This is a genomic window from Embleya sp. NPDC001921 (assembly GCF_053594475.1).
On sequence record NZ_JBSFEO010000063.1, the window covers coordinates 1 to 26895 of the forward strand.

The following is a 26895-nucleotide window of genomic DNA, read 5'->3' on the forward strand; positions in this document are numbered from 1 at the left end:
GGCGTCACCGCGGACGAACTCAGCGCCAGGTTCTCCGGGTGGCAGCTGGACGACGTGACGCCCGGCACGAACCCGGTCCCGACCTTCTGGTTCACACTGCACCGCACCGCCACCGCGGCATGAGGCCCCGCCCGTTCCGTTCGGGCGAACCGCCCGCACCGGGGCCCGGGTTGAGGTGACGGCGGGTGGCCCCGGCGTCCTCGGGCTCGGCAAGCCGCGCGAAGCCGCGCTCGTCGTCCGCTGGTCCCCGCCGACGTCACGACGCCCGGCAACAGCCGTGACGTCAGCCGAGGGGGTGGAGGTATATACGGGCGAACCAGGTGCCGATCCGGGCGCGGTGCAGGTGACCGGCGATCGCGCGGTCGCCTTCGACCGCCATGACGACATGCAGGTGCGGGACGCCGCCGGTGATCTCCCCCGTGCCGGTCATCTCGGCGGGCAGGTCGTAGTCGGTGACGATGTCGCGGGTGGCGTCGTCGGCCGGCATCGTCGAGACGGTGAACGCGTCGACCGCGCCGATCAACGAGACCACCGCGGCGTCCGTCACCCCCGACTTCGCACATGCCGCCGCGAGTTCTTCCATCAGTTCGCCGTGCTTGAGCTCGATGAGCTGCAACCCGGTGGCGGTGCGGTTCATCCTTTACCTCTCGATGAGGGAAACAGGTCTCGCCGCATGGCGGTGGCACGCCGGCCTCCGCGAGAACGTTCGACGATTCACGTCGGCGATCGTAGCCGCGGACGACGGCAACGAGGGGCGCTTCGCCCGCCGCTCGCGCGATCCGGACAGCCGAAGGGCCCGTGTCTCTCACGCCGACCGGACGAACCGGCAGTCCCTCCGCGGAGGTGGCCGTGGCGGGTGGTGCGGGCGAACTCGCCTCGGTGACACAAGGGTGGCGTTTCGCTAGGGTTGGGGCGGGCTGGACGCGCACCGCCCTTCGCCGCTGTCGCCTTGGCGCTCACGCCGCCCGGTGACGCTGTCGGCCAAGGCCCTTCGGGCCCGCGACGCCGAACTTCCTTGCCCGGTTCTTCCGTCCGGCGGGATGCGTGAGGTTCTGCCCGGGGATGGAACGACCGTGACCAAGCAAGGCTCGAACGCCCGTAAGCAGGCCGCCCGTGAACTGGCGGACGCCGAGGGCATCTCCTACACCGAGGCCCTGCGCCGCCTCGAACACTCCGCAACCGAGCGGCCCGAGGAGAGCGAGGAGACCAAGGACAAGAACACCGAGGAGACCGAGGAGACCGAGGAGACCGAGGAGACCGAGGAGACCGAGGAGACCGAGGAGACGCTACGGTCCGCGGCCGAATCGGGTGACACCGGTGCCGCGTTCAAGCTCGGTGTGTTCCTCGACGACTCCGGGCGCACCGACGAGGCCGAGGAGTTCCTGCGCCGCGCCGCCGACGCCGGCGACCCCTACGCCGCCACCCGACTCGGTTTTCTGCTCGCGGTCTCCGATCGCGTCGACGAGGCCGAGCGACTGTTCGGGTTCTCCGCCGAAGCCGGCCATAGCGCCGCCATGCGCAATCTCGGCGTGCTCCGCAGGGACGCCGGCCGCACGGCGGAGGCCGAGGAGTGGTTCCGCCGAGCCGTCGACGCCGGAAACACCGACGCCATGACCAACCTCGGTTGGCTGCTCGGCAATTCCGGCCGCACGGCGGAGGCAGAGGAGTGGTACCGGCGCGCCGCCGACGCGAGCGACAGCACCGCCGCGTACAACCTGGGCGTCGTGTCCGCCGAGTCCGGGCGCACAACCGAGGCCGTGGAGTGGTACCGCCGCGCCGCGAACGCCGGCCACACCAACGCCGCCTACAACCTGGGCCTCCTGCTCGCCGAATCCGGCGACACCGCCGAGGCCGCGAAGTGGTACCGCCGCGCCGCGGACGCCGGCGACACCGAAGCCGCGTACCGCCTGGGCTTCCTGCTCGCCGAATCCGGCGACACCGCCGAGGCCGCGAAGTGGTACCGCCGCGCTGCGGACGCCGACCACACCAACGCCGCGTTCCATCTGGGCCTCCTGCTCGCCGAATCCGGCGACACCGCCGAGGCCGCGAAGTGGTATCGGCGCGCCGCGGACGCCGGCGACGCCGATGCCGCGTACAACCTGGGCCTCCTGCTGCTCACCGAGTCCGGCCGTCTCGAGGAGGCGGAGGAGGTGTTCCGCAACGCGGCGGCTCTCGGGAGCAACCTCGCCGCGCACATCCTGGGCCTCATCCTCAACGCGGACGGCCGTACGGCGGAGGCGGAGGAGTGGTTCCGCCGTGCGGTCGCTGCCGGCAACACCTTCGCCGCGTACAACCTCCACATCTTCCTCGCACAGACCGGCCGCACGGCGGAGGCGGAGAGCGTGTGGCGTCTCGGCGCCGGCGCCGGGTATGTCGCCTCGGCGTACGATCTCGGCGCGGACGGCCGGTCACGGCAGGCCAGGGGTATCACGCCGCGTGCCGCCAAGGGTGTTGCGCCCGTCGAGGGCCACCGCCCGCCCGGACACGCCATGTCGACGCGGTCGGACGAGGACGCGCTCCGCCGCGCCGCCGCGGAGGGACACACGGGGGCCGCGTACTGGCTCGGCCGTCTGCTGGAGGAGTCCGACCGCGTGGAGGAGGCCGTGGAGTTCCTACGCCGCGCCGCCTACGGCGGTCATACCGGAGCTGCCGACCACCTCGGCGCGTTGCTGGAAGAGCTTGGCCGTATCGACGAGGCCGAAGAGATGTTCCGACGTGTGGCCGACGCCGGCAACCTCGCTACGCCTCACCGGTGATGGCGGTGAGGGCACGGATTTCGGCGAGCACCGTGGGGATGTCCAGGTGCGCTCGTGCCTGGCCGAACGCCGTGTGCTCGTTGCAGAACCAGAGAACGCGGTGGTTGCGGTTCCCGCTCCGCAGTTGGTCGAATGCCACGAGGTTGAAGTTCTTGCGCGCCCGCGAGGGACCTTCGAAGTCTGTCAATTTCACGTGACAGACAGCGCAGTCGGGACTCTTCAGCCTCATCGATTACTCCGCTGGGCCTGGACGTTGACGGTGTGCCTCATCCTACGTCCGGCCCTTGCGCGGGTGTGCCCGTCGCGCGGCGCATGACTGGCCCGGCGTGCGGAACCCCCGGTGCTCGGCGTCGGGCACGAAGGTTGCGCACGCCGGGAACGTGGCGCTCCGAGCGTCGGTCGCGCGCCACCCGCCGCACGGGTCGCCTCAGTCCGTCGTCGGTGTCTGCGGTTGGTCGCCGAGGGAGATCAGCAGGGTGCGGAGGTTGCGCACGAGTTGTTCGCGCTCGGTGGGAGCGAGGTCGCCGAGGAGGCGTTCCTCGTTGGCCAAGTGGTGTTCCACGAGGTTGTCGGTGGCGCGGATGCCCGCCTCCGTCAGGGAGATGAGGACGCGGCGCCGGTGGGTGGAGTCGACCTCGCGGTCGACGAGGGCCTTGTCGACGAGTCGGTCGATGCGGTTGGTGAGTGCCGCCGAGCTGACCATCGCGGCCGTGCTGAGCTCTCCCGCGCTGAGGGTGTACGGCGGGCCCGAGCGGTAGAGCGTCGCGAGGACGTCGAACTCCCACGGCTCGACGCCGTACCGCGCGAAGTGCTCCTTGAGGGCCCGTTCGAGCAGGCGGGACGCACGCGACAGGCGGCCGATCACGGCCATCGGCGAGCAGTCGAGGTCGGGCCGGACCTGCTGCCACTGCCGGATGATCGCATCCACGCCGTCGCCCGGCGGAGTGGCCGCCATGTGTCCTCCCTCGTGGAGTCCTGCCCCGGCCGACCGGCCGGCGAGCCGACTTCACCACGAGGCTAACACTTCGACATCGAAGTTTTTGACATCTCGGCAGATCTGAATCTAATATTTCGACATCGAAGTTTTCGATGAGTGCCTAACCACAACGCTCGGCTTCCGCGAAAGGGTGATCCCCGTGAAGGTCCTTCTCATCGGCGCCTCCGGCTACATCGGCTCCGCCGTCTCCGCGCACCTGGCCGACGCCGGTCACCAGGTGGTCGCGCTGGTACGTACCGCCGACCGCTCGGACGCCGGACACGAGCGGCGCGTCGGAGACCTGACCGACCCCGCCTCGCTCACCCGCGCCGTCACCCCCGACATCGACGCCGTCGTCAACCTCGCGCCCCCGACCGGCGACGCCGCGGTGGACGCCGCCGCGACGACCGCGCTCACCGACCCGCTGCGCGGCACCGGGCGCGCGTTCGTGTACGCGAGCGGCGTATGGGTCCTCGGCGCCACCGGCCCGGACGCCGCCGACGAGAGCGCCCCGGTGAACCCGCCGGCGATCGTCGGATACCGCCCGGCCATCGAGCGCCAGGTGCTCGACACCGCCGACGCCGGCGTGCGCGCGACGGTGATCCGCCCCGGCATCGTGCACGGAAACGGCGGCGGCATACCCGCACTCCTCGTCGACCTCGCCCGCAGGCGTGGGGCCCCGACGTACGTCGGCGAGGTGGCCGTGCACTGGCCGATGGTGCACGTCGACGACCTGGCCGACCTGTTCGTCGCCGCCGTCGAGAAGGCACCCGCCGGCAGCCTGTGGCACGGTGTCGGCGAAGCCGCGGTCCCGGTACACGACCTCGCGGCGGCGGCCGGAGCGGCAGCCGGGGTCGACGGCGAGCCGCGGTCGTGGCCCCTGGAGGACGCCCGCGCGGAGTTCGGCGCACCGTTCGCCGACGTGCTCGCCCTCGACCAGACCGTGAGCGGGGACGCGGCGCGCGCAAGCCTCGGCTGGCTGCCGCGGCGCGCGGGTGCGGTCGCCGACGTACGCGAACTCTCGTACCCGCAGGTGGACACGAACGGCATCGAGGTGTTCGGTGCGTCGGACGGGCAGGAGGCCGACGTCGAGGCCATCGTCCGCTTCGTGGCGGGCGTCCAGTACGCGCAGCAGAACGAGCTCGTCGACGCGTTCATGAGCAACTTCCGCAAGCAGCACCCGGTGTGGACGACGGCGCACGGCAGGCGGCTGTCGGGCTGGGACGAGATCGACACGTTCACGCGCCAGGTGCTTCCCGGTGCGACGAAGGAGTCGACGGCCACCTACGAGGTCGTACGGATCCTGTTCCTGCGCCCGGACGTCGCCGCGGTCAACGTCCGCCAGCGGCCGGTCACCCTCGACGGGCGACCCATCGAGGAACAGCCGGAAGGCCGCCCGATGTACGTCCTCGCCAAGGACAACGGCCGCTGGCGGATCGCGGCCGCACAGAACACCCAGGTCTTCTCCGGCTGACGCCCCGGACGCCCGCCCGTCGCGGCCCGACTCCGATGGCGTCCCCATCGGAGTCGGGCCGGCCCACGAACACACGAAGGCGAAGCGGTCCGCGTCCGGAGGCCCTCCCGACCTGCCGGCCGAGCGTGTTCGACGTCACCGCTGCCCACGGCCGTCGACCCGCGGCGACGCTTCGGGCACCGCCGTCCCGGCGGTGATGCCACGTCAGCCCAGCGTGCGGTCGAGGTTGAAGGCGGCGCTGATCAGCGAGAGGTGGGTGAACGCCTGGGGGAAGTTGCCCAGTTGTTCCCCGGTCGGGCCGATCTCCTCCGCGAACAGACCGACGTGGTTGGCGTAGGTGAGCATCTTCTCGAAGGCGAGCCTGGCCTCCTCCAGCCGGCCCGCGCGGGCCAGCGCCTCCACGTACCAGAAGGAGCAGATCGAGAAGGTGCCCTCGCGGCCGCGCAGGCCGTCCGGGCCGGCGATCGGGTCGTAGCGGTATACCAGCGAGTCGGAGACCAGGTCCGTGGTGAGCGCGTCCAGGGTGGAGAGCCACTTGGGGTCGGTGGGCGAGACGAACTTGGCCATCGGCATCATCAGCAGCGACGCGTCCAGCACCTGGTCGTCCAGCCCCTGGACGAACGCCCCTCGCTCGGCCGACCAGCCGCGCCGCATGATTTGCCGGTAGATCGCGTCCCGGGACTCCCGCCAGCGGGGCAGGTCCGCCGGCAGACCGCGGTGGTTCGCCATGCGCATCGCGCGCTCCAGCGCCACCCAGCACATCAGCCGCGAGTACACGAAATTCCGCCGGCCCGCCCTGGTCTCCCACACCCCCTCGTCGGGCTGGTCCCAGTGCTCGCACAGCCAGTCCACCACGGCACCGACCTCGTCCCAGCGGTCACTGCCGATCGGCTGCCCCCACTTGTCGTAGAGGTAGATCGAGTCGATCAGCGCCCCGTAGATGTCCAACTGGAGCTGGCCGGTGGCGGCGTTGCCCACCCGGACCGGGGCGGAACCGAGGTATCCCTCCAGGTGCGGAAGCTCGTGTTCGGTCAGCTCGGTGCGCCCGTCGATCCCGTACATGATCTGCAACGGACCGCTCTCCCCCGTGCCCCGCAGGATGCCCCGCTCGGAGATGAACCCCATGAACGCCTCGGCCTCCGAGGTGAACCCCAGGCGCAACATCGCGTAGACGCAGAAGGCCGCGTCGCGGACCCAAACGTAGCGGTAGTCCCAGTTGCGCTCGCCGCCGATGTGCTCGGGCAGGCTGGTGGTCGGCGCGGCGACGATCGCACCGGTCGGCGCGTAGGTGAGCAGCTTGAGCAGCAGCGCGGAGCGGTTCACCACCTCCCGCCACCGCCCGTGGTAGCGCGAACCGGCCAGCCAGCGGCGCCAGAACCGGACCGTCGCCTCGGCCTGCTCCTGCGCCTCGGCACGCGGGCACGGCCGGGTCCGGACGTCGTCGCCGATCCGGTCGAGGGCGAACACGTTGGACTCGCCCTCCAGGAGCTTGAAGTGCGACCACACGTCCACGCCGTCGCTTTCCAGGGGTGCGGTGGCGGTCAGCGCGAGCGTCAGTGACGGGGAGCGGAACACCGCCGTGTGGTCTTCGAGGTGCGTGGTGTGCGCTTCGGTGCCGTAGCCGAAGCGGGGGGCGATCCGCGCCCTGAACGGGAGGGTTCCGCGGACGCAGATCACCCGCCGGATCAGCCGGTGCCGGGCCGCCTCCCGCGACTCGTCGACCACGGGCATGAAGTCCTGGATCTCCGCCACCCCGTCCGCGGCGAAGAACCGTGTGATCAGCACATTCGTGTCGGGGAAGTAGAACTGCCTGGTGCGGGTCGGGACCTCGGCGGCCAACTCGAACGACCCGCCCCGGTCGGCGTCGAGGATGGACCCGAAGACGCTGGGCGCGTCGAAGCGCGGGCAGCAGTACCAGTCGATCGTGCCGTTCGTGCCGACCAGGGCGGTCGTACGCAGATCGCCGATCAGGCCGTGCTCGGAGATCGGGAGGTAGCGGCAGCCGTCCGCCTGCGCGAAACCAGTCGTGTCGAACGCCATACCGGCCTCCCTGCCGCTGCGGCGCGGGCCTGGAGATCAAGCCTTGCTTTTCACCGGGTCCGGGGATGAAGCCTTGCTTCTTCACCGGGCCTGGAGATCAAGCCTTGCTTTTCATGCTAGACCGCCACTCACGGCGGGGGCTCGACGAAACCGAGAGCCCCGCACCGCGTCGGCATGGCTCCGGCGCCCTCCGGCGCACCGGCTTCGTCGACGAGGCACGGGCATGGCGCGAAGGGCTGCCGCGAGCCGCCGCGCCCGCCGCGGACTCCGCGATCGCGCGCCGTCCGCGCGGCCGGCCGACTGCCCGGCGGCGGCCCGGGTGACCGCCGTGCGCGCTTCGGTCGCCGAATCCGGGTCGAGGGCGAGGGCCGCGAAGCGTCGGCACGCGGCGAGCGAGTGGCGAGCGAGTTCGGCGTGGACTTCGCTCAGTGCGCGGGCCGACATCGACAGACTGGTGGCGCCCAGGCCCACGAGGACGCTCGCCGGCAGCGGGTCCGCCTGCACACCGGCGCCGGCGCGCCCGCCGCATCGCCCGCCCCGTCGGTTCGCGGCGGTCCCGAGGAGGCGAGGTCGGACCTGGCGTGGTGCTGGATCGAAGCTCGTCGCCCGTCGCCCGTCGCCGTCAGCGCCCTGCCACACCGGTGAGCGCGGCTCCCAATCGACGTGCGCCCTCCGTCAGTTCGGCGAGGTCGGCTGTGGCGGCGAACCCGATACGCAGGTGGCCCGCGGTCGGTTCGGTGGCGAAGTAGCGGCTGCCCGCGCTCACGGCGACGCCGTGTTGCCGAGCCGCGCTCGTCAATGCGGTGTCGTCCACCCCGGCCGGCAGGCGAACCCACAGGTGCAGTCCGCCCGCGGGCAACCCGGTCAACGCGGCACCGGGGATCTCGCGGGCGATCGCGGCGGCCAGCACCGCGCACCGCTCCCGAAGCGCCGCGCCGAGGGAGCGGATGTGCCGGTCCCAGGACGGGGAACCCAGTACCTCCAGCGCGGCCTCCTGGAGCGGGCGGGTGATGAAGAAGTCGTCGACCAGGCGCACCGCCCGCATACGCTCCATCACCGGCCCCCGGGCCACCAGTGCCCCGATCCGCAGGCTCGGCGCCCCGGGCTTGGTGAGTGAGGTCACGTAGACGACCGTGCCGTCGTTGTCGTCCGCCGCCAAGGGCCGGCGTACGGCGCCGCCGTGCCCCAGGTGTCGCGCGAAGTCGTCCTCGATCACGAACGCCCCCGACGCGTGCGCGACATCGAGGACTTGGCGGCGTCGTTCGGGTGCCAGCACGGTACCGGTCGGATTCTGGAACGTGGGCTGGCAGTAGAACAGCCGGGCGCCGGTCATCGCGAACGCGTCGGCCAGCAGGTCGGGCCGCACCCCGTCGGCGTCGAGGGGTACCGGCACCGGCCGCAGCCCCGCGGCGCGAGCCGCGGCCAGCGCCTGGGGGTAGGTGGGCGATTCCACCAGGACCGGGCTGCCGGGCCCCGCGATGGCGCGGAACGCGATCGACAGGGCACTCTGTCCGCCCGCGGTGACCAGCACGTCGCCCGGCGTCACGCTGCCACCGACGATGCGGGCGAACACGGTGCGCAGCTCCATCAGACCGCCGGCCGGGGCGCGATCCCAGGCGTCCGGACGGCGTGCCGCCCGCGCCAGCGCCGCGCTCAGGGCCCGAGCGGGCTGGAGCGAACGATGCACGTAGCCGCCGTCCATGGAGATCGTCCCGGCCGACGGCGGGCCGAGCGGGTCGGCGATCAGGTGGGTGTCGACGGCGCGGTCGGTGAGGGCAACGGTCTGCCAGTCGGTGTCGGCGACTCCGTCGCGCGGCCTGGGGCGCTGCGCCACGTACGTTCCGCTGCCCGGCCGGGTCACCACCACGCCCTCCGCGGCCAGCGACGCGATGGCCCGCGCCACGGTCGCGGGGCCGACCCGGTACTCCCTGATCAGGTCCCGGCTGCTCGGCAGCAGGTCGCCGGGCGACAGCCCGGAGATCAGCGTGCGAAGACGGTCGGCAAGCACCCTGGAAGTGCTACTGTCATTCATGAAGACCAACAGTAGCGCTATCGCATTCAACCGGGAAGCACTTCGGCTGGACGTCGCCGCCCTGCGTGCCGACACTCCGGGATGCCGGAACGTCATCCACTTCAACAACGCGGGCTGCGGCCTCCTCGCGACCCCGGTCCTCGACGCGATGATCGGCCACCTCAACCTCGAGGCGGAGATCGGCGGCTACGAGGCCTCGGCCGCCCGAGCCGCCCAAGTCCGCGCGTTCTACACGGAGATGGCCGCGCTCGTCCACACCACGCCCGACAACATCGCCTTCGCGGGCAGCGCCACCCACGCCTACGCCAACGCCTTGTCGTCGATCCCGTTCGAGGCCGACGACGTCATCCTCACCACCCGCGACGACTTCGTCTCCAACCAGATCGCGTTCCTCTCCCTGCGCAAGCGATTCGGCGTACGGATAGTGCACGCGCCCAACACACCCGACGGCGGGGTCGAGGTGGAGGCGATGGCGGCGCTGATGCGGACCCACCGCCCCCGCCTGGTGTCCGCCACGCACGTCCCCACCAACTCGGGACTGGTCTCGCCGGTCGCCGAAATCGGCCGCCACTGCCGAGAATTGGACCTGCTCTACCTGGTCGACGCCTGCCAGTCGGTGGGCCAGTACGTCATCGACGTGGAAGAGATCGGTTGCGATCTCCTCACCGCCACCTGCCGCAAATTCCTCCGCGGCCCACGCGGCTCCGGATTCCTGTACGTATCCGATCGGGTCCTGAACGCCGGCTACGAACCGCTGTTCATCGACATGCACGGGGCCCGCTGGACGCGACCGGGCGGCTACGAACCCGTCGCGACGGCGGCCCGGTTCGAGGAGTGGGAGTTCCCGTACGCCACCGTGCTCGGCAGCGCCGCCGCGACGCGCTACGCCCGTGAGGTCGGCCTCGAGGCCATCGAGCAGCGCACACCGGCGCTCGCGGCCCGGCTGCGCGAGCGTCTCGAACCCATCGCCGGCGTACGCGTCCTCGACCGCGGCCCGCGTCTCGCCGCGCTCGTCACCTTCGGCGTGGAAGGGTGGCAGCCGCAACCGTTCAAGGCGGCCATGGACGCCCGCGGCATCAACTCGGCGCTCAGCTTCCGGGAGTTCGCACGGTTCGACTTCGCGGACAAGGACGTCGAATGGTGCCTGCGCCTGTCACCGCACTACTACAACACCGAGGAAGAGGTGGATCAGGTCGCCGACGCGGTCGCGGACCTCGTTCGGCTGGGACCGCGATGAAGAGCGTCGAAAGGCACGCCGAGGAATCTTCCCCGGACGGCCCGGAGAGCCCGGACGAACCGGAGAGCCCAGCCGGCCCACAGAGCCTGCCCGGCCCGGAGAGCCTCTGGCGCAACGGCGATTTCCTCAGATTCTGGCTCGGCGAGACGCTGTCGCTCCTCGGCACCCAGGTCACCAACCTCGCGCTGCCACTGACCGCGATCATCGCCTTCGACGCCGGTGACGAGCAGGTCGGTGTCCTGCGATTCCTGCAACTCGTCCCCTACCTCGGGCTCGCACTGGTCTTCGGGGTTTGGGTGGACCGAGCCCGACGGCGACGGATCATGCTCGCCGCCAACCTCGTCCGGATGATCCTGCTGGCCCTCGTGCCCGTCATGTACTGGACGGACACGCTCACCCTCGTCCGGCTGCTGGTGATCGCCTGCGCCGTCGGGGTCGCCTCGGTCCTGTTCGACGTGAGCTGGATGTCCTACGTGCCGACCCTGGTCCGCGACCCGAGGCACTACGTCGAAGCCGGTGCCAAGATGGGGATGAGTTCGTCGGCGGCCGACGTGGCGGGACCCGGGCTCGCCGGTGTCCTGGTCGGCGCCCTGACGGCACCGGTGGCGCTGATCGTGGACGCGTTCTCGTATCTGGTGTCCCTGGTCTCGCTGTTGCTCATCCGCACCCCCGAACCCCGCCCCCAACCCCCGTCCGTACCACGACACTGGCCCACCGAACTGCGGGACGGCCTGCGCTGGGTGCTGAAGAACCCGATCCTGCGATGGCTGGCGCTCATCGGCTTCTGCTGCAATTTCTCCATGGTCACCGTGTGGACCATGTTCCTGCTGTACGGCGCCCGCGACCTGCATCTGGACTCCACGACCCTCGGTGGCATCTTCGCAACCGCCTCCGTGGGCGGTCTGATCGGCGCGGCAATCTCCCGGCAGGTCATTCGGCGCTTCCGGCTCGGTCGCGTCTATCTCGTCGCCCAGTCGGCGCTTCTCCTCGGTCCGATATCGATCGTTCTGGCCACCGGCCCTCGGCCGGTGATGGTGGGGATGTTCGTCCTCTCCTTCTTCATCACCTACCTCGGTCTCGGCGTCGCCGGCGTCGTCATCGTCAGCCTGCGTCAGGCCGGCACCCCGCAGTCGATGATGGGCCGGATGACGGCGGTCTTCCGCACCCTGCTGTTCGGGGGCGGCGCACTCGGCGGCCTCTTCGCCGGTCTGCTGTCGGGCCGAATCGGAGCCCAAGGCGCGTTGACCGTGGCGGCGTTCGGATCCGCCGCCGTACTGATCCCCCTTGCCCTGTCCCCGGTGAGCCGACTCCACGGCCTGCCGTCCGCACCGGAAGAACCCAACGCGGTGGCAGCGGACTGAAGCGAAACGGGCATGGTCGCCGGACCGGCGCCGGCGAGAGCCGGCGCCGGAGACCTCAAGCTCACACCTTCGGACACCAACGCTGAGGGGTCGACCCCCGTCGAACCGCCGCGCCCGTCACCGCGCGTCGACCAGCGGGAAGCGTCGCGCCGCTCACTCGGGTACGCCGCGACCTCCGGTCGGGCGCCGGGGCGGTCGTTCGTTCTGGAGGGGGCGCCGGGGCGGTCGTTCGTTCGGGAAGGGCGGCAGCAGGCGGCCGTCGTCTTCGCCGGCCCGGGTGCCCGTTCCCCACCGCTCGATGTCGTCCGTGGGACGCCGGCCGGGTTCGGTCAGGCCCGCCTCGTGGGCGGCTATCGCGGCTTCCACCCGATTGCGTGCGCCGATCTTGCCGAGGATCGAGCTGACATGCGCCTTCACCGTGCCTTCGACCAAGCACAGGTGAGCGCCGATCTCCGCGTTGGACAGCCCGGTGCCGAGCAGGGCCAGGACCTCGTGCTCGCGATCGGTGAGTCGCTCCATCCGATGCCGGGGCCGCGTTTCGCTCGCCGGTGCGCCGGATCGCAGGCTTGCGACGACCCGGGCCGCGACCCTCGGCGAGAGGTAGGCGCCGCCCGCCGCCGCCGCGTGCACTCCGGCCGGCAACTGCCGGGGATCGTCCGCCTTGAGCAGGAAGCCGGCGGCACCCAGCCGCAGGGCCCGGGCGATGAAGTCGTCCTCGTCGAAGGTGGTGAGCATGACGACGGCCGTGTCCGGAACCTCGCGGTGGATCCGGGCGGCCGCCTCGATCCCGTCGAGCCCGGGCATCTGGATGTCGAGCAGCGCCACGGCCGGCCGCAGTCGGGCCACCGCCTCCACCGCGTCGAGCCCGTCGACGGCCTCCGCGACGACCTCGATCCCGGGATCCCGCGCCAGGATCGCGCGTACTCCCGCTCGGACCATCGCCTCGTCGTCTGCCAGCACCACCCGAACGACCACCGGCGCAGTCTAACGACGGCCGGCGGTCGAGCCTTTGGTCGGGGACCCCTGTCGAAGGTAAGGGGTCGGGACGCCACCCTGCGGCCGACGCGCCCCGGTCCCGCCCGTCCATACGGTCGTCTCGGTGCCGAACGAACCCGACCGAACCCCGACCCGAACCCCGACCGAACCCGGACCGACTCCGGACGCGCCACAACCCGGCAAGCCCCGGCCGAAACCCGAACGGCACTCGCACAGACCGCGAACGCATCGACGAACCCACCGAAGGACACCCGTGATCACCCTCAGAGGCCTGACCAAACGCTACGGCGACACCGTCGCCGTCGAGGACCTGACGCTGGACATCGAGGCCGGCCGGGTGACCGGCTTCCTCGGCCCCAACGGCGCGGGGAAGTCCACCACGATGCGGATGATCCTCGGCTTGGACCACCCCACCGACGGCGAGGCACTCATCGACGGCAGGACCTACTCCTCGATCCGCCACCCACTCCGCACGGTCGGGGCGCTCCTGGACGCGAAGGCCCTGCACCCGGCCCGCTCCGCGCGCGGCCATCTGCTCGCCCAGGCGCGCAGCAACGGCATTCCCGCACGTCGCGTCGACGAAGTGTTGGACACCGTGGGCCTGGCCAAGGTCGCCCGGCGCCGCGCCGGAACCTTCTCGCTCGGCATGTACCAGCGGCTCGGCATCGCGGGCGCCCTGCTCGGCGACCCCGACGTGCTCGTGTTCGACGAGCCGGTCAACGGACTCGACCCCGACGGCGTGCGCTGGGTCCGCGAACTCGTCCGAGCACAGGCCGCCCAGGGCCGGACGGTCTTCCTCTCCAGCCACCTGATGAGCGAGATGCAGCTGACCGCCGATCGACTCGTGATCATCGGGAAGGGCAAGCTGCTGGCGAACACATCCATGGCCGACCTCCTCGCCGGCAGCCCACGTGCCTCGGTACGGGTATGCGTCCCCGACCCCGGGGATCGGCGCACTCTGGCCGATCACCTGGCCGCGTACACCGGCTCGAGCGTCACCTCCGGGGCGGCTCCCCACCGTGAGGGCGACGTACTCGTGGTCCGCGGCCGGACGGTGGCCGAAGTCGGCGACCTCGCGCACCGGTTGCGCGTCCGACTGCACGGACTGCACGACATCTCACCGTCCTTGGAGCAGGTCTACATGGAACTGACCGCGCAGAGCGTGGAGTACGGGACGCCCACCGCGCGGAGCGTGGAGTACGGGACGCCCACCGCACCCGCCGCCACCACCTTCGCCCCCGTGAACGCGGCGCCGGCCGAGTCCGCTCGCGCACACGGCAGGGCCGGGGTGTGAGCGCGGTGCGACCGGGAACAACCATCGACGCCGAGCGTCCCGCCCGCATCGCCGCCCGCATGCGATCGCACGGGTTGGGCAACGCGGTCGCGGCCGAGTGGACGAAGCTGTGGTCCATCCGCGTGCCGTACGCGTGCCTGCTCGTCGGCCTTGCGGTGACTGTGATCTTCACCTTCTATTACGCGTCCCTCGCCCGCATCCACGACGAGCCGCTCCAGGCGCTCGGCAATGCCCCGGCCGCCTCCGTCGTCCTCGGCCAGTTCGTCGTCGTGGTCCTGGCGATGACCATGGTGACCGCCGAGTACGCGACCGGGAGCGTCCGCACGTCGCTGCTGTGGGTGCCGGTCCGCGACCGAATGCAGCTGGCCAAGTCGCTCGTGGCCGCCGTGGTCGCCTTCATCGCCGGGGTCGGGTTCTCCGTCCTCGGCATGGCCGTGGCCTGGAGCCCGTTTCGCGGCCACGCGAGGTTCGACGCCGTCGAAGCGGTCTCCCAGGTGTTCGCCATGGGTCTCTACCACGCCCTGATCGCCGTTCTGGCCGTGGGAATCTCCTTCGCCCTGCGCACCGCGGCGGGCTCACTCCCGGCGCTCTTCGTCCTGCTCTACGCGCTCCCCGGCCTGTGCGACGCGTTGGGCGGCCCCTTTCTCCTCGCGTGCGACGACTACCTCCCGCAGACCGCCGGCGGCTACTTCACGCGTGCCGACGGTGCGGGTGCCGGCGACGCCCCCTACCCGCCCCCGGTCGCGATCGTGATCCTGGCGGCCTGGGCAATCACCGCACACCTGGCCGGTCGAGGTGTCCTACGTCGCCGTGACGCGTGACGCTCCACACCGGTGCGAACGCCGGCGCGCCCTGCCCCGTTGTGCTCTCCGGGCTCGGCCCGTCGCCGGGGGATCCGCGGCCGTCGGTAGCCTCGACCCGGTGACACGGTCGACCGGGACGGACAAGACGGGTACTCGCGCGAGATCACTCCTCCGCGATGTGGCGCTGTGGGCGGCACTCGCGAGTGCCGGTGTCTTCGCCTACCGCGAACAGTCGCAACCCTCCCTGCTCACCGGGCTGATACTGCCCCTGTCGACCCTGGCTGTGGCCGTCCCGCTCGGTCGCACCCGCCCGGGCACCGCCGTCTTCCTCGCCAACGCGGTGTGCGCGCTGGGCCTGGCCGACCCGGTCCCGACGGCGAGCGGGTATCTGCCCGCGCTGGTCGCACTGGCGTATCTGCTCGCCATCGGATCGGCCGACACACGCTCGGCGCTCCTGCTGTTCGGCGCCTGCCTGGCACTGGACCTCACATTGTGCGCCGTACTGCGCGTCGACGCGGTGTACTGGTTCTACGCGGTGTCGATGTTGCCCCTGGCCATGCTGCTGCCCTGGCTGGCCGGCCGCTTCCGACAGGCCAGACTCGCCGTGGTGCGAGGCGGCTGGGAGCGAGCCGAAATCCTCGAACGGCAGCGGGACGTCGTCGCCGAACAGGCGCGGCTGCGCGAACGCGCCCGCATCGCGGCCGACATGCACGACTCCCTCGGCCACCAACTCAGCCTGATCGCGCTGCACGCCGGCGCACTGGAGCTCTCGCCCACCCTGACCGGTCGCGATCGTGCGGACCTCGCGGCATTGCGTACGATCGCCTCGGACGCCGTCGGCCATCTGCGCGACACGATCGGCGTGCTCCGAGAAGGTGCCGCCGACTCCGCGGCGACCACCTCGTCGATCGAGCCGGTGGAAGAACTCGTCGCCCGGGTCGGCGAGTCCGGTGTCGCGGTGGACCTGCGCCGGAACGGCTCGGCACCCGCGCTCTCGCCGCTGGTCGAGCACGCGGTGTACCGCGTGGTGCAGGAATCGCTGACCAACACGATCAAGCACGCCCGGGGCAGCGCGGTCCGGATACGCATCACCCATCGAGGCGGCCGGACCACCGTACGGGTGACCAACTCCGCGCCGCCCGCGGCCTCGCCGTCCGGCCCGACGTCCGGCCCGACGTCCGACCCGGTCGCGCCCCCGGGTTCGGGCAGCCAGGGGCTGGTCGGGCTGCGGGAGCGGGTGCTGCTGATCGGTGGGACGCTCCGTGCCGCTCCCCGTGACGGTGGCTTCGAGGTCGTCGCCGGCTTCCCGGATCGGGTACGGCCCGAACGGGCCGGGGCCACCGATCGGCCCTCGGCAAAGGCCGGTTCGGAGTCGGTACGTGAACTCGCGGCCGCCCGGCGCAGCGCCCGATTCCGCTTCGCCGCCGCGTTCGCGCTACCGGCGGGCACGGCGCTCGTGATGCTCGCGTCGGCCGCCTATCTGGCGCTTCGCCTGTCCGGATGCGTCCTTGCCCCCTCGGACTACGCGGCGCTGCGCGTGGGCGGGGACCGCGCCGACTTCGCGAACTCGCTTCCGTTGCGACAGTTCCCCTTCGTACCGGACGAGATGCGGACGCTGCCTCGACCCGCCGGTGCCGTCTGCGAGTTCTACCGCTCCAACGGCAACCTTCTGGAGCAGGTGGACGTGTACCGGCTCTGCTTCGCGGGATCCCGACTGGTCGGCAAGGACGTATTGCCGGCGAACGGCGACCCGCCCGACACCGGCACGCCGGCGCCCAGCACGCCCGAACTCCGGTGAGGTGCGGGGCGATTCCCCGCACGGTCGCCCCGGGCCCGGCTCGCAGGTTCGACCCTTCGGCCCCTCCTCGCCCGTTCGGAAGGAGAGTGGCCCGAGGCGGGCGGCATTTGGCGCCGCCCGCCATCATCCGGCCGGGTATCACCGGGGCGGACTGCCACGCCTTTCGACCAACGAGGCGCCGGGCGGGCGGTGCGGGGGCTCATTTCGTACTGGTGGCGCCCGCGTGGGTCATCACGTAATTCAGCGACGAGGCCAGGGTGGTGTGGGCGAGCACAGCCGCGAGTCGGTCCCAGCCCGCGAGCGTGAAGTGGCCCAGCAGCCACCACACCTGGATACGGTCGCCGCACTCCCAGAGCGGCCGAGGGCCTTTCATCGTCGCGAACAGCCGTGCACGCGGCGCCTTGCCGTCGGCCAGGCGTGCGGCGTCCTCGGCGCAGCACAGAACCGGTCGGGGCAGCAGTTGCGGCGACGGCTGCCACAACGCGCCGACGTTCGCCGGCCCGTGGTGTGGGTCGAACAGGCACGGCGCCGTGTACAGGCCGGAGGCGTCGGGGCCGAAGCCCTCCCCCGGTCCTGCGGGCAGGCACACGCGGGCCTGGGCGAGCTGAGCGGTGAACCAGCCGACCGGCGATGCGTCCAGGAGGAGGTCGGTCGGGTCGGGTGCGGCACGCAACGCGTCCCGCATGCGCGCGGCGTCCGCGGTACGGGCCACGGCCTGGGGAGGCGAACCGCAAGCGGCCACTCGCGCTTCGACCGCGGCCAATTCGGTGTCGAGCTCGTCGAACATGCGCAGCAACAGCGCACGGGTCTGCGCTATTTCCCGGTCATACGCGGACAAGGGTGCTCCTCGGGCATTCAGCGGACGGCCATGGGCGGGTGACCGCCGTCGTGGAGGACGGGCGATGGTTGCGGAGCACAGTACCGAGAAGCGGTCGATCCCCACCCTGGGAACGTCCGACTCCCGGTGTCGCCCGGCATCGTGTCGAACAGGTCGGTCCGCCGGGCCGGCTCTCCGCAACCTGTGCCGCTCCGGCCCGCGCGCCCGCTCGATATAGGAACGGAACCTTCCGCATGCGTGGCTATGGTCGAGCCGTTCAGGCAGCCAGCCTCGTTCAAGCAGCCCAGCCTCATGGAGCCGTCATGATTCTGATTGTTGGAGCAACCGCGCGTTTCGGGCGTGAGACCGTCGAGATCCTTGCCGCCACGGGCACGAAGGTCCGGGCGTTGTCCCGCACGCCGGAGAACGCCGGCCTGCCCGCCGGGGTCGACGTCGTGCGAGGCGACCTCACCGACGCCGCATCACTGCGCCCGGCCCTCGACGGCGTCGAGAAGATCTTCCTCGTCCTGCCGTACGGGATGGACCCGAGCACCCTGCTCACCGAGGCCGCCGACGCCGGGGTCCGGCACATCGTGTTCCTCTCCTCGGGAGCGGTGGTCGGCGACGCGGACGACGTGCAGTCCGACGTGATCGCCGCCTACCACGCCGGAGTCGAGAAGGCCGTTGTCGCCCGCGGCCTCGACTGGACCTTCCTGCGCCTGCTGTTCCCCGCCATCAACACGCTGAGCTTCGCCCCGCAGCTCCGGGAATCCGACATCGTCCGGGCCCCGTACGCCGGTGCCGCCGCCTCCGTGGTCCACGAGCGCGACGTCGCCGAGGCGGCCGCGGCCGTGCTCACCGGCGACGGGCACGCCCAACGCGTCTACGACCTCACCGGCCCCGCCTCCCTCACCCAGGCCGAGCAGGTGCGCGTCCTCGGCGAGACGCTGGGCCGCCCCCTGGCTCTCGAGGAACTCGACGACGGCCCCGTCCGCGAACAGATGAGCCACTTCCTGGACGCCCCGTTCGTCAACGCCCTGTTCGACCTGATGGCCGCCACCGTCGACCGGCCCGCGCCGGTGAACGACACCATCCAACGACTCGTCGGACACCCCGCGCGCACCTATGCCCAATGGGCCGCCGACCACCGCGCCGACTTCTCCTGACCGGCGCACGAACCCGACCGACCGCTCGCGACCACACCGGTCCCGCGGCCCCGCCGAACGAGGTCCGTTCGGCGGGGCCCGGGGCAACCGAAAACGCGAACGCCGGGGCTTCGGGAGACGCACTGCTCGTGTCGGTGCCCGTCGACGTGATCGTCCTCTACACGACGGCGCCGCGGAACCCGACGCCGCCGAACTCGAAAGGCGGTTTCCCGTCTCGGACACCTTCATCGCGGCGTTCTCCTTCGCGATCTGGGGACTCATCCGGCGGCGGCCCCGGCCGGATCGGCCACGGTCGGGGGACGCGGACACCGACCCGGGCCGGTCCTTCGGCGGGACCTCACGTGCGCGTGGCGGTGGCCTGGGCGATCAGGAGGGCGACGTCGTCGTGGTCGTCGGGGTGGCGCAGGGAGTGCAGGAGCCACCGGCACGTGTCCTCCAGCGACCGGCGCGGTCCCTCCAGGGTGTGCACCAACGTGTTCAGGCGGTCGTCGATGGAGTGGTGGCGGGTTTCGACGAGGCCGTCGGTGTAGAGGACGAGCCGGTCGCCCGGGTTCAGGTCGAAGGCCGTGGTCCGGAACGGGACGCCGCCGACGCCGAGGGGCGCACCGGTGGGCAGGTCGAGCAGAACGGGTTCGTGTCCGGCCGCCGCGAGCACGGGCGGGAGATGTCCGGCGTTCGCTATCCGGCAGTGGTGGCCGTGCGGGTCGTAGACCACGTAGACGCACGTGGCGATGTAGTGCTCGAGCCCCTGCGTGATCTTGTCGAGGTGGCGCAGGATCTCGTCGGGGGCGAGGTCGAGGTCGGCGAAGGCGCACGTGGCGGTGCGCAGCCGGCCCATGGTCGCGGCGGCGTCGATGCCGTTGCCCATCACGTCGCCGACCACCAGGGCGGTCTTGTCGTCGGTGAGGGGGATGATGTCGTACCAGTCGCCTCCGACCTCGCTGGTTGCCTGGGCGGGTTGGTAGCGGGAGGCGACCTCCAGGCCGGTGAGCCGGGGCGGGCGGCCCGGCAGGAGGCTGCGTTGCAGGGTCTCGGCGGCGTTGCGGATGCTCTGGTGCCAGCGGGCGTTGTCGATGGCGACGGCGGCGCGGGCCGCAAGTTCCCCGGCCAGGAGCACGTCGTCCTCGTCGAACGGAAGCGGGTTGCGCGCGCGCAGCAGGTCGAACGCGCCGAGGACCTCGTTGTGGGCGATCAGCGGCACGGCCAGGTAGGAGTGCACGCCGGCGTGGGCGAACGCGGCCGCGCCGTCGGCGTCCCGGGCGATCCGCCGCAGGTCCTCGGCGTCGACATGCGCGAGGATGACGGGTTGCCCGGTGTGGACGCACCGGGTGATCAGACGGTCCGCCCCGTAGGCGGCGAGGTCCCCGGCCTTGACGGCGGCGGTGGCGGGTGTGGGGTACGCGGACGCCACCGCGAGTGCGCGAAACAGTTCCGGGCCCGGATCGTGCGCGGGAGGGCTTCGGCGGAACGCCAAGACGGCGTCGAGGAGGTCGACCGCGGCCACGTCGGCCAGGCCGGGCACGGCGATGTCGGCCAGTTCCTGGGCGGTCCGGTCCACCTCCAAGGTGGTGCCGACGCGGACGGAGGCGTCGGCGATCACGGCCAGGCGGCGCCGGGCCCGGTCCGCCTCGGTCGTGGCCCGGTGGCGTTCGCTGACGTCGACGACCGAGACGGCCACCCCGATCACCCGTCCCCCGGCACCTTCGAGCCGGTAGTAGGACACCGACCACGCGTGGTCGTGGTCCGGGTCCGCCGCGGTACGCCCGACGATGTATTGGTCGATCAAGGGCGTGCCCGTGAGCTGCACCTGGAGCAGCGCGGACTCGACGGTGTCGATGTCGAGACTCGGCAGGATGTCACCGGGGTGGCGGCCGATGTGGTCCGCCGCCGCGACGCCGTTGATGCGTTCCAGCGCCGGGTTGACCACGCGGTATCGCAGGTCGTTGTCCAGTAGGGCGATGCCGATGGGGGCCTGCGACACCAGGCGCTCCATCAGGGCCAGATCGGTCTCCACCCGCCGCAACATCCGCTGATCGGCGGCGATACCCAGGGCGTAGACGTCACCGAGATCGTCCAGCAGCCGCATGTTGCGGAACTCCACCAGGCGCGTGCTGCCGTCCTTGTGCCGGATCGGGAACGCGCCGGCCCAACTCGCGCCGGTTCCCATCACCTCGGCGAACAGCTTGACCACCAGGTCCGTGTGCTCCTTGTTGACCAGCACGTGAGCCGCGTACTGCCCCAGGGCCTCCTCGGCCGTGTAACCGAACACCTCATCCGCCTGCGGGCTCCAGAACACGATCCTGCCCCGGCCGTCCAACACGATCGCGGCCACGTTGAGCAGGTCGAGCAGTCCACCCGGCGGCGACGGCACGAACCGGCCCCGCTCGTCGTCCCCCGGGAGCGGCTCGTGTGCGTCCATCCTCGAAGCTCCCTACTCCACGGAGCCCGCTCGGCGCGCGCCGATCAAGCACCTCCCTTCCATGCTGCACCTCGAACGCATGCCCCACGATCGGGACCGCGCGGCGGACGTGGTGTCGGTCGGTCGCGCGCCCGCCCCACCACGGAAGCGCGCCGCCACGGCCGGCGCTCGCCCCGACCCCCCGGTACGCGCCGACGCCGGGCGGACCGTGGCGCTGCCGCGTCGACCCCGACAAGCCGCCGCCCGCTGAAGGGCGTCCTGTGCCGGCGTCGGAACAGTCGGTCCGGGGTGCCCGGCGCCGATCAGCGGTCGGGTTGTGTCGAGGCTCGGGCGTGCAGCACCCATTCGTGCGGGCGGATGGTGTCGGGTGGGGTGTGCTCGGCCAGGATGTCGCAGAGCAGTTCGGCGCAGGCGCGCCCGTAGTCGGCGGGTCTGAGGTCGACCGCGGTGATCGGCGGGCTGCTGGTGCGGACGGCGGTGCCGTCCACGCAGGAGGCGACCAGCAGGTCCCTGCCGGGTGTGCGCCCGAGGGCGGTGGCGGCGTGGAGGATGCCCGGGGCGGCGCCGTCCGGGCCGCAGACCACGGCGTCCACGGCAGGGTCGGCTTCGAGCAGGCCGCGTACCGCCTCGGCGGCCTCGGCGGGCGTGGCGGCGAAGGGCACGCGGCGTACGGCGACCGCGACGCCGCGCGCCGTGCCCCAGGCCTCGGCCGTCGTCCGCAGCGCCCGGGCCCACGTCGAGTCGCCACCCGGGGCCAGCAGGGCGGGGCGGCGGGCGCCTTGGCCGGCGAGGTGGTCGAGGAGCGCGGTGAGCGAGGCGGCGTTGTCGCAGACCACGGCGCCGCTGGGGACGGAGGACGGGCCCGGGTACCGCTCGCCGGTGACGACGGGGACACCGGCGTCGAGCATCACGGCGACGGCCTGGTCGGCGGCGTCCGGGTCGATGAGCAGGAGGCCGTCGACTCGGGAGGCGACCGGTCCGTGGGCGCCGGCGGATCCGCCGAGCAGGACCACGTCCAACCCGTCGTCCTGGGCGCGGGCGACGACTCCGAAGGCGAGGTTCATGTAGTAGTCGAGCCGGGTCGCGGTCCGGGGGAGGTAGAGACCGATCGCACCCGTGCCGGCGCGGCGCAGGCGGCGGGCGGCGCTGTTGGGGCGGTAGCCGAGCGCTTCCGCGGTCTCGCGGACCCGGGTGCGGGTGGCCTCGGCCACGCGTCCGGAGCCTTGGAGGGCGTCCGAGGCGGTGCTGCGGGACACGCCGGCGGCGCGGGCCACGTCGATCAGGGTCACGATGCGGGCGGTCACAGCCATGGATTGTAGATGGCCTGCTCGGGTACTTGCCGGATCGATCCGGCACCATCTAGATTCACCTATGCCGGATCGATCCGGCATCGGCCTGGGCATGCCATCCGCACGGCCCGATCTTCGAGGAGGCACCCCGCATGACGCGCGGATTCGACGTCGTCGAGACGAGCATCGCCGACCTGCGCGCGGCGCTGGAGAAGGGCGAGACCACCGCGGTCGAGCTGCTCGACGCCTACCTCGCGCGGATCGAGGCCTACGACCTGCCGGGCACCGAAACCGCGCTCAACGCGATGGTCGTGATGAACCCGGACGCCCGTGCCGACGCCGAAGCCTCCGACGCCCGCCGTGCGCGCGGCAAGACCCTCGGCCCGCTCGACGGCATCCCGTACACGGCGAAGGACAGCTACCTCGCGAAGGGGCTGACCGCGGCGGCCGGCTCGCCGGCGTTCGAGCACCTGGTCGCCCGCCGCGACGCGTTCGCCGTCGAGCGGCTGCGCGCGGCCGGGGCCGTGCTCATCGGCCTGACCAACATGCCGCCCATGGCGAACGGCGGCATGCAGCGCGGCGTGTACGGGCGCGCCGAAAGCCCCTACAGCGCCGACTGGCTGACCAGCGCCTACGGTTCCGGGTCGTCGAACGGATCGGGCACCGCGACCGCGGCGTCGTTCGGCGCGTTCGGCCTCGGCGAGGAGACCTGGTCGTCGGGCCGGGCACCCGCGTCGAACAACGCGCTGTGCGCGTACACGCCCAGTCGCGGCGTGATCTCGGTGCGCGGCAACTGGCCCCTCGTGCCGACCATGGACGTCGTGGTCCCGCACACCCGCACCATGGCCGACCTGTTCGAACTCCTCGACGTCGTCGTCGCCGACGACCCGGAGACCCGCGGCGACCTGTGGCGGTCCCAGCCGTGGGTGCCGGTGCCCGCGGCGTCGCAGGTGCGTCCCGACTCGTACTCGATGCTCGCCCCCGCGGACGCGACCACCGCGCGCGCCGCCCTCGCCGGCAAGCGCGTCGGCGTGCCGACGATGTACATCAACGCCGACCCCGACGCCGGCACGAACCCCGACGGCGGCATCGGCGGCCAGACCGGGCAGCGCATCGAGACGCGCGCCTCCGTGATCGCCCTGTGGGAGGCCGCGCGCCGCGACTTGGAGGCAGCGGGCGCCGAGGTCGTCGAGGTCGACTTCCCCGTCGTGTCGAACTACGAGTCCGACCGCCCCGGCGCGCCCTCGCTGCTCACCCGCGGCCTGGTCGCACGCGACTTCCTCACCATCGAGATCGAGGACCTGTCCGCCTGGGCGTGGGACGACTTCCTCCGTGCCAACGGCGACCCGGCGCTCGGCACGCTGGCCGACGTCGACAGCACCCGGATCTGGCCCAAGCACTCCGGCGAACTCCCGGACCGCTACGCCGGGTTCGACGACACGATCGCCGACTACCCGCGGTTGGTGCGTGAACGTCCGTACGCGTCCTTCACCGAGATGCCGCACCTCGAGGAGGGACTGCGCGCGCTCGAGGAGACCCGCAGGATCGACCTCGAAGTGTGGATGGACGAACTGCGCCTGGACGCCGTGGTGTTCCCCAGCGTCGCCGACGTCGGCCCGGCGGACATGGACGTCGACGAGGCGTCCGCCGACCTCGGCTGGCGCAACGGGGTCTGGGTCGCGAACGGCAACCTGGTGCCCCGACACCTGGGCATCCCGACGGTGACCGTGCCGATGGGCACCATGGCGGACATCGCCATGCCCGTGGGACTGACCTTCGCGGGACGCGCGTACGACGACAACGCCCTGCTCGGCCTGGCCGCGGCCTTCGAGGCGACCGGCAACCGCCGCACCGAACCCCCGCGCACGCCGAGGCTCACCGCCGAGTGACCCGAAGGGGCCGCGGCCCCTCCCGGCTTCGACGCCCCCTCGATGTCCATCGGAACGCGGATCGCCACCGCGCGGGCGCGGCCGGCTCGATCACGGCTCGGGCCGTGTCCACCGCGATGTTCCCGGCGTTGGCCTCGTCGCGGGCGGCGCGAGGCGGTATTGCGCCCGGCGCGATCGCACGAAGCCGTCCTCATCAGGCGACCGGAGGCGCGATCCGGGCGCAACAGTCGGTGGCACGCACGCCATCCAGCGATAGCATCGTGCCATCGGCTGGACGAAGGCCAACCCCCTTCTGGACATGGTGCGTTCGTTGGTCGACGCCATCGTGGAACGAGCTGGTCGGTCGGAAGCCGCGGCGCCTCGCTACTCCATCGGCGGCGATCTGCTGCGCGAGCGCCGGACCGACGGTGTGACAGGGATCGAGTCGGCCGTCGCCTCATCCCTCTGGGGAGAGTAACCACTCGGCCCGCCCACCTCCTCCGCACCCGGCCGGCGCGGACTCCTGCGGAGGGCGGCGGCCGGCGGGCGTGAGCGCGTCGCGTGCGGGTCCGGCGGTGGGCCGGATTCGCGGGACGATCACCGCGTCACCGATCACCGTGCCCGCCCCGGGAACCACGGCTGTGCCCACGTGCTTCGTCTGCCCATCGCCCATCCCGGCGTGGGTAGTGTGCTCCGCATGGCTGATTACGTGATCGTGTCAACGGCGGCGGAATCGCGCGAAGCAGCGACGGAACTCGCTCGCTCGGTAGTGGCTGCGAAGCTGGCCGCGAGTGCTCAAGTGACCGGTCCTCTCGTTTCGGTCTTCTGGCACGAGGGTCGGCTTGGCGAGGGTGAGGAGTGGCAGGCGTCCTTCAAGACCACCGGCGACCGATACGCGGATCTTGAAGCACACATCGTCGAGCATCACCCCTGGAACAATCCGGAGGTCTCGGCCGTGCCACTGGTGTCCGGGTCGGCACCCTACTTGGAGTGGATCCGCCGGACCGTTGCCCTCGATCAGGGCTAGTCGGTCAACCGCTCGAAGGCAGCCGCTACCGGCGGCAGTTCACGATGCGGAGACAATTGCTTGAGGACTGTGACTGCTCGCTGTCGCGGGCGCACCGAGCCGACTCCCGTGGACAGGTCAAGGGTGTGGGCAATCGTCACGGCGGCCTGCTCGATCTCGCCTGCGCGGGCGTAGGCATCGGCCAGCCACGTCAGATACAGCGCCTTGTCGCGGGCGTGGCTGTCGTCGAATTTCCCAAGCACGTCTTCGAGTGCCGGGACAGCGCGCAGGGGCCGGCGAAGCTCTGCCCAGCAACGACCGCTCATGATCTGGATCTCGTCCCGATCAACCCAGACCGACCAGTCCGGTTGCGGCCGGTCGTCCGAGCGCCCAAGCGCTGTCTCCGCCATCGCGAGTGCGCGCTCGGTGCCGGAGACCTGTCCGTTGGCCGCACACGCCCACGCGAGGCGTTCGAACAACAGCGCTTGCACACTGCGGGGCGCTTCGCGGCCGGCCGTCTCGCACGCGGCGGCGGCCATTTCCACGCCTGGACGGCCGGTGCTCACACGTTGGTAGGCGCTGTAGGCAAGTGCGTTCCCAGCCAGCGAACTGTCTCCGGCTTCCCGCGCTGCGGACAGACTCGTCTCATAGAGCTTGGCGGCCTCGTCATGGCGTCCGGCGTCGAATGCCGCCCACCCGGCCTGTTGTGCTTGTTCGGCGACGAGCGACACCAGGGCGCGGCCGGTGGCTTCGTCGTAGCCGGCCGTCCTGACCATGCCCGTGGTGACGTTGAGTTCGGCTCTGTACAGGTCGTAGGTCTCGGCTCCGCCCAGGTAGTTGTCGAGTTGGCGTAACCGCGCTGTGCGCTGCACCAGTTGTCGCACAGTGCTGGGTCCGATACGACGTCCGAACGCGGGATGCGGCGTCGTGCCGGTGGCTGTCGTCAAGCCCACCATGGCCATCGATGTCTGCATGAACTCCCGGCGCAGCACGTGCTCATCTCCATCCTCGACTGAGGAGCGGTCCACTCGTACGAGTGGCTTTACCTCGACCGCAGGATCAGACACCTGTGCGATGCGGTCTGACTCACTATCAGATCCCCAGCCGAGGGATGAGAAGGGCTGTCCCGTTGTACGTTCCAACACGCGGCGGTAGGCCGCACCCGGCATGCGAATGGTGCCGTCCTCAAGATGGGCTACATATCGCCAAGTGCAGGCACAGTTCACGCCCACCTCTCGGGCCGCCTCGGCCATCGACCGGGCGAACTCCTCGCGCGTCTGATGGCGCACTTCCTCGCGCAGGCGACGCAGGACAACATTTGGCTTCTTGCCCTTGTTGGCAGTCAAGGCGACTCCGACCCCCCGCAGGAATCGATGCGATCACCCACAGTAGACCGGACTTCGCAACGCCCGCAGATCAAAGCCACTTGCCGACGGCGGCGATTTGGCATGCCGATGACATACAGCAGTCATGGATCTCGACCCCGACCTCTACCACGCTTGTCGCATGGGCGGAATGCAGACAGGACAGACCACGCGGAGCATGATCGATCGGGGTTCGGCT

Annotated in this window: 19 protein-coding genes and 1 pseudogene; 10 read left to right on the plus strand and 10 right to left on the minus strand. The window is 71.4% G+C overall.

Annotated elements, in window-relative coordinates; translation table 11 throughout:
- Positions 1-283 precede the first annotated feature (283 nt).
- A complete protein-coding gene (locus ACWCPW_RS45460; RefSeq protein WP_449767504.1) occupies positions 284-637 on the minus strand; it encodes a PCC domain-containing protein in 354 nt (117 codons plus the stop codon).
- Between the two features lie 436 nt (positions 638-1073).
- Here ACWCPW_RS45460 and ACWCPW_RS45465 point away from each other — a divergent pair, with 436 nt between their 5' ends.
- Positions 1074-2756 carry a tetratricopeptide repeat protein gene (locus ACWCPW_RS45465; protein ID WP_449767505.1) on the plus strand — a complete coding sequence of 561 codons (1683 nt, stop codon included), beginning with the start codon at positions 1074-1076 and terminating at the stop codon, positions 2754-2756.
- Here ACWCPW_RS45465 and ACWCPW_RS45470 read toward each other — a convergent pair.
- Positions 2740-2949: a hypothetical protein gene (locus ACWCPW_RS45470; protein ID WP_449767506.1), complete on the minus strand. Its 210-nt coding sequence runs from the start codon at positions 2947-2949 to the stop codon at positions 2740-2742. The genes ACWCPW_RS45465 and ACWCPW_RS45470 overlap by 17 nt on opposite strands.
- Before the next feature lie 234 nt (positions 2950-3183).
- Positions 3184-3711 carry a MarR family winged helix-turn-helix transcriptional regulator gene (locus ACWCPW_RS45475; RefSeq protein ID WP_449767507.1) on the minus strand — a complete coding sequence of 176 codons (528 nt, stop codon included), beginning with the start codon at positions 3709-3711 and terminating at the stop codon, positions 3184-3186.
- Positions 3712-3892: 181 nt separating this feature from the next.
- Here ACWCPW_RS45475 and ACWCPW_RS45480 point away from each other — a divergent pair, with 181 nt between their 5' ends.
- Positions 3893-5206, plus strand: coding sequence for an SgcJ/EcaC family oxidoreductase (locus tag ACWCPW_RS45480; RefSeq protein ID WP_449767508.1), 1314 nt, complete (start codon positions 3893-3895; stop codon positions 5204-5206).
- 204 nt (positions 5207-5410) lie between these two features.
- Here the strand turns inward: ACWCPW_RS45480 and ACWCPW_RS45485 are convergent, their stop codons facing one another.
- A complete protein-coding gene (locus ACWCPW_RS45485; RefSeq protein ID WP_449767509.1) occupies positions 5411-7246 on the minus strand; it encodes a glycoside hydrolase family 15 protein in 1836 nt (611 codons plus the stop codon).
- A 622-nt stretch (positions 7247-7868) separates the two neighbouring features.
- Positions 7869-9278, minus strand: a complete 1410-nt coding sequence (locus ACWCPW_RS45490; RefSeq protein WP_449767510.1) for an aminotransferase-like domain-containing protein — start codon at positions 9276-9278, stop codon at positions 7869-7871.
- Between ACWCPW_RS45490 and ACWCPW_RS45495 the strand changes: the two genes are divergently transcribed.
- A complete protein-coding gene (locus tag ACWCPW_RS45495) occupies positions 9277-10515 on the plus strand; it encodes an aminotransferase class V-fold PLP-dependent enzyme (RefSeq protein ID WP_449767511.1) in 1239 nt (412 codons plus the stop codon). The two genes, ACWCPW_RS45490 and ACWCPW_RS45495, sit on opposite strands and share 2 nt — an antisense overlap.
- On the plus strand, positions 10512-11876 hold the full coding sequence (locus ACWCPW_RS45500; RefSeq protein ID WP_449767512.1) for an MFS transporter: 1365 nt from the start codon (positions 10512-10514) through the stop codon (positions 11874-11876). Before ACWCPW_RS45495 ends, ACWCPW_RS45500 begins: the two co-directional genes overlap by 4 nt.
- A 318-nt stretch (positions 11877-12194) precedes the next feature.
- Here the strand turns inward: ACWCPW_RS45500 and ACWCPW_RS45505 are convergent.
- A pseudogene (locus tag ACWCPW_RS45505) lies at positions 12195-12839 on the minus strand (response regulator); the annotation flags it as partial.
- Positions 12840-13125: 286 nt separating this feature from the next.
- On the opposite strand from ACWCPW_RS45505, the gene ACWCPW_RS45510 reads away from it, so the two are divergent.
- The 3 genes from ACWCPW_RS45510 to ACWCPW_RS45520 all read left to right on the plus strand — a co-directional run bounded on the left by ACWCPW_RS45510 (position 13126) and on the right by ACWCPW_RS45520 (position 16767).
- Complete coding sequence (locus ACWCPW_RS45510) at positions 13126-14166, plus strand: ABC transporter ATP-binding protein (RefSeq protein ID WP_449767513.1); 1041 nt, start codon at positions 13126-13128, stop codon at positions 14164-14166.
- Positions 14167-14225: 59 nt separating this feature from the next.
- Positions 14226-14987 (plus strand): ABC transporter permease, encoded by a 762-nt coding sequence (locus ACWCPW_RS45515; RefSeq protein WP_449767514.1) that lies wholly within the window; start codon positions 14226-14228, stop codon positions 14985-14987.
- 100 nt (positions 14988-15087) lie between these two features.
- Positions 15088-16767, plus strand: coding sequence for a sensor histidine kinase (locus ACWCPW_RS45520; RefSeq protein WP_449767515.1), 1680 nt, complete (start codon positions 15088-15090; stop codon positions 16765-16767).
- Between the two features lie 199 nt (positions 16768-16966).
- Here the strand turns inward: ACWCPW_RS45520 and ACWCPW_RS45525 are convergent, their stop codons facing one another.
- Positions 16967-17605, minus strand: coding sequence for a hypothetical protein (locus ACWCPW_RS45525; RefSeq protein WP_449767516.1), 639 nt, complete (start codon positions 17603-17605; stop codon positions 16967-16969).
- Positions 17606-17907: 302 nt separating this feature from the next.
- Here ACWCPW_RS45525 and ACWCPW_RS45530 point away from each other — a divergent pair, with 302 nt between their 5' ends.
- Positions 17908-18750, plus strand: a complete 843-nt coding sequence (locus ACWCPW_RS45530; protein WP_449767517.1) for an NAD(P)H-binding protein — start codon at positions 17908-17910, stop codon at positions 18748-18750.
- Between the two features lie 337 nt (positions 18751-19087).
- On the opposite strand, the gene ACWCPW_RS45535 is transcribed toward ACWCPW_RS45530, so the two are convergent.
- Positions 19088-21169 carry a SpoIIE family protein phosphatase gene (locus ACWCPW_RS45535; RefSeq protein ID WP_449767518.1) on the minus strand — a complete coding sequence of 694 codons (2082 nt, stop codon included), beginning with the start codon at positions 21167-21169 and terminating at the stop codon, positions 19088-19090.
- A gap of 302 nt (positions 21170-21471) precedes the next feature.
- A complete protein-coding gene (locus ACWCPW_RS45540) occupies positions 21472-22473 on the minus strand; it encodes a LacI family DNA-binding transcriptional regulator (RefSeq protein WP_449767519.1) in 1002 nt (333 codons plus the stop codon).
- 137 nt (positions 22474-22610) lie between these two features.
- Between ACWCPW_RS45540 and ACWCPW_RS45545 the strand changes: the two genes are divergently transcribed.
- Positions 22611-24347, plus strand: coding sequence for an amidase (locus ACWCPW_RS45545; protein WP_449767520.1), 1737 nt, complete (start codon positions 22611-22613; stop codon positions 24345-24347).
- A gap of 676 nt (positions 24348-25023) precedes the next feature.
- The gene (gene cutA, locus ACWCPW_RS45550; RefSeq protein WP_449767521.1) at positions 25024-25353 is read left to right on the plus strand and encodes a divalent-cation tolerance protein CutA; all 330 of its coding nucleotides are present in this window, start codon (positions 25024-25026) and stop codon (positions 25351-25353) included.
- On the opposite strand, the gene ACWCPW_RS45555 is transcribed toward cutA, so the two are convergent.
- The gene (locus ACWCPW_RS45555) at positions 25350-26678 is read right to left on the minus strand and encodes an XRE family transcriptional regulator (protein ID WP_449767522.1); all 1329 of its coding nucleotides are present in this window, start codon (positions 26676-26678) and stop codon (positions 25350-25352) included. The genes cutA and ACWCPW_RS45555 overlap by 4 nt on opposite strands.
- Positions 26679-26895: the final 217 nt, after the last annotated feature.

Excerpts from the sequence above, each read along its gene's own strand:
- ACWCPW_RS45495 (WP_449767511.1), top strand. The coding sequence starts at position 9,277 with ATGAAGACCAACAGTAGCGCTATCGCATTCAACCGGGAAGCACTTCGG.
- ACWCPW_RS45515 (WP_449767514.1), top strand. The coding sequence starts at position 14,226 with ATGCGATCGCACGGGTTGGGCAACGCGGTCGCGGCCGAGTGGACGAAG.
- ACWCPW_RS45545 (WP_449767520.1), top strand. The coding sequence starts at position 22,611 with ATGACGCGCGGATTCGACGTCGTCGAGACGAGCATCGCCGACCTGCGC.
- cutA (WP_449767521.1), top strand. The coding sequence starts at position 25,024 with ATGGCTGATTACGTGATCGTGTCAACGGCGGCGGAATCGCGCGAAGCA.
- ACWCPW_RS45460 (WP_449767504.1), bottom strand. The coding sequence starts at position 637 with ATGAACCGCACCGCCACCGGGTTGCAGCTCATCGAGCTCAAGCACGGC.
- ACWCPW_RS45535 (WP_449767518.1), bottom strand. The coding sequence starts at position 21,169 with ATGGACGCACACGAGCCGCTCCCGGGGGACGACGAGCGGGGCCGGTTC.
- ACWCPW_RS45475 (WP_449767507.1), bottom strand. The coding sequence starts at position 3,711 with ATGGCGGCCACTCCGCCGGGCGACGGCGTGGATGCGATCATCCGGCAG.
- ACWCPW_RS45500 (WP_449767512.1), top strand. The coding sequence starts at position 10,512 with ATGAAGAGCGTCGAAAGGCACGCCGAGGAATCTTCCCCGGACGGCCCG.
- ACWCPW_RS45485 (WP_449767509.1), bottom strand. The coding sequence starts at position 7,246 with ATGGCGTTCGACACGACTGGTTTCGCGCAGGCGGACGGCTGCCGCTAC.
- ACWCPW_RS45490 (WP_449767510.1), bottom strand. The coding sequence starts at position 9,278 with ATGAATGACAGTAGCACTTCCAGGGTGCTTGCCGACCGTCTTCGCACG.
- ACWCPW_RS45530 (WP_449767517.1), top strand. The coding sequence starts at position 17,908 with ATGATTCTGATTGTTGGAGCAACCGCGCGTTTCGGGCGTGAGACCGTC.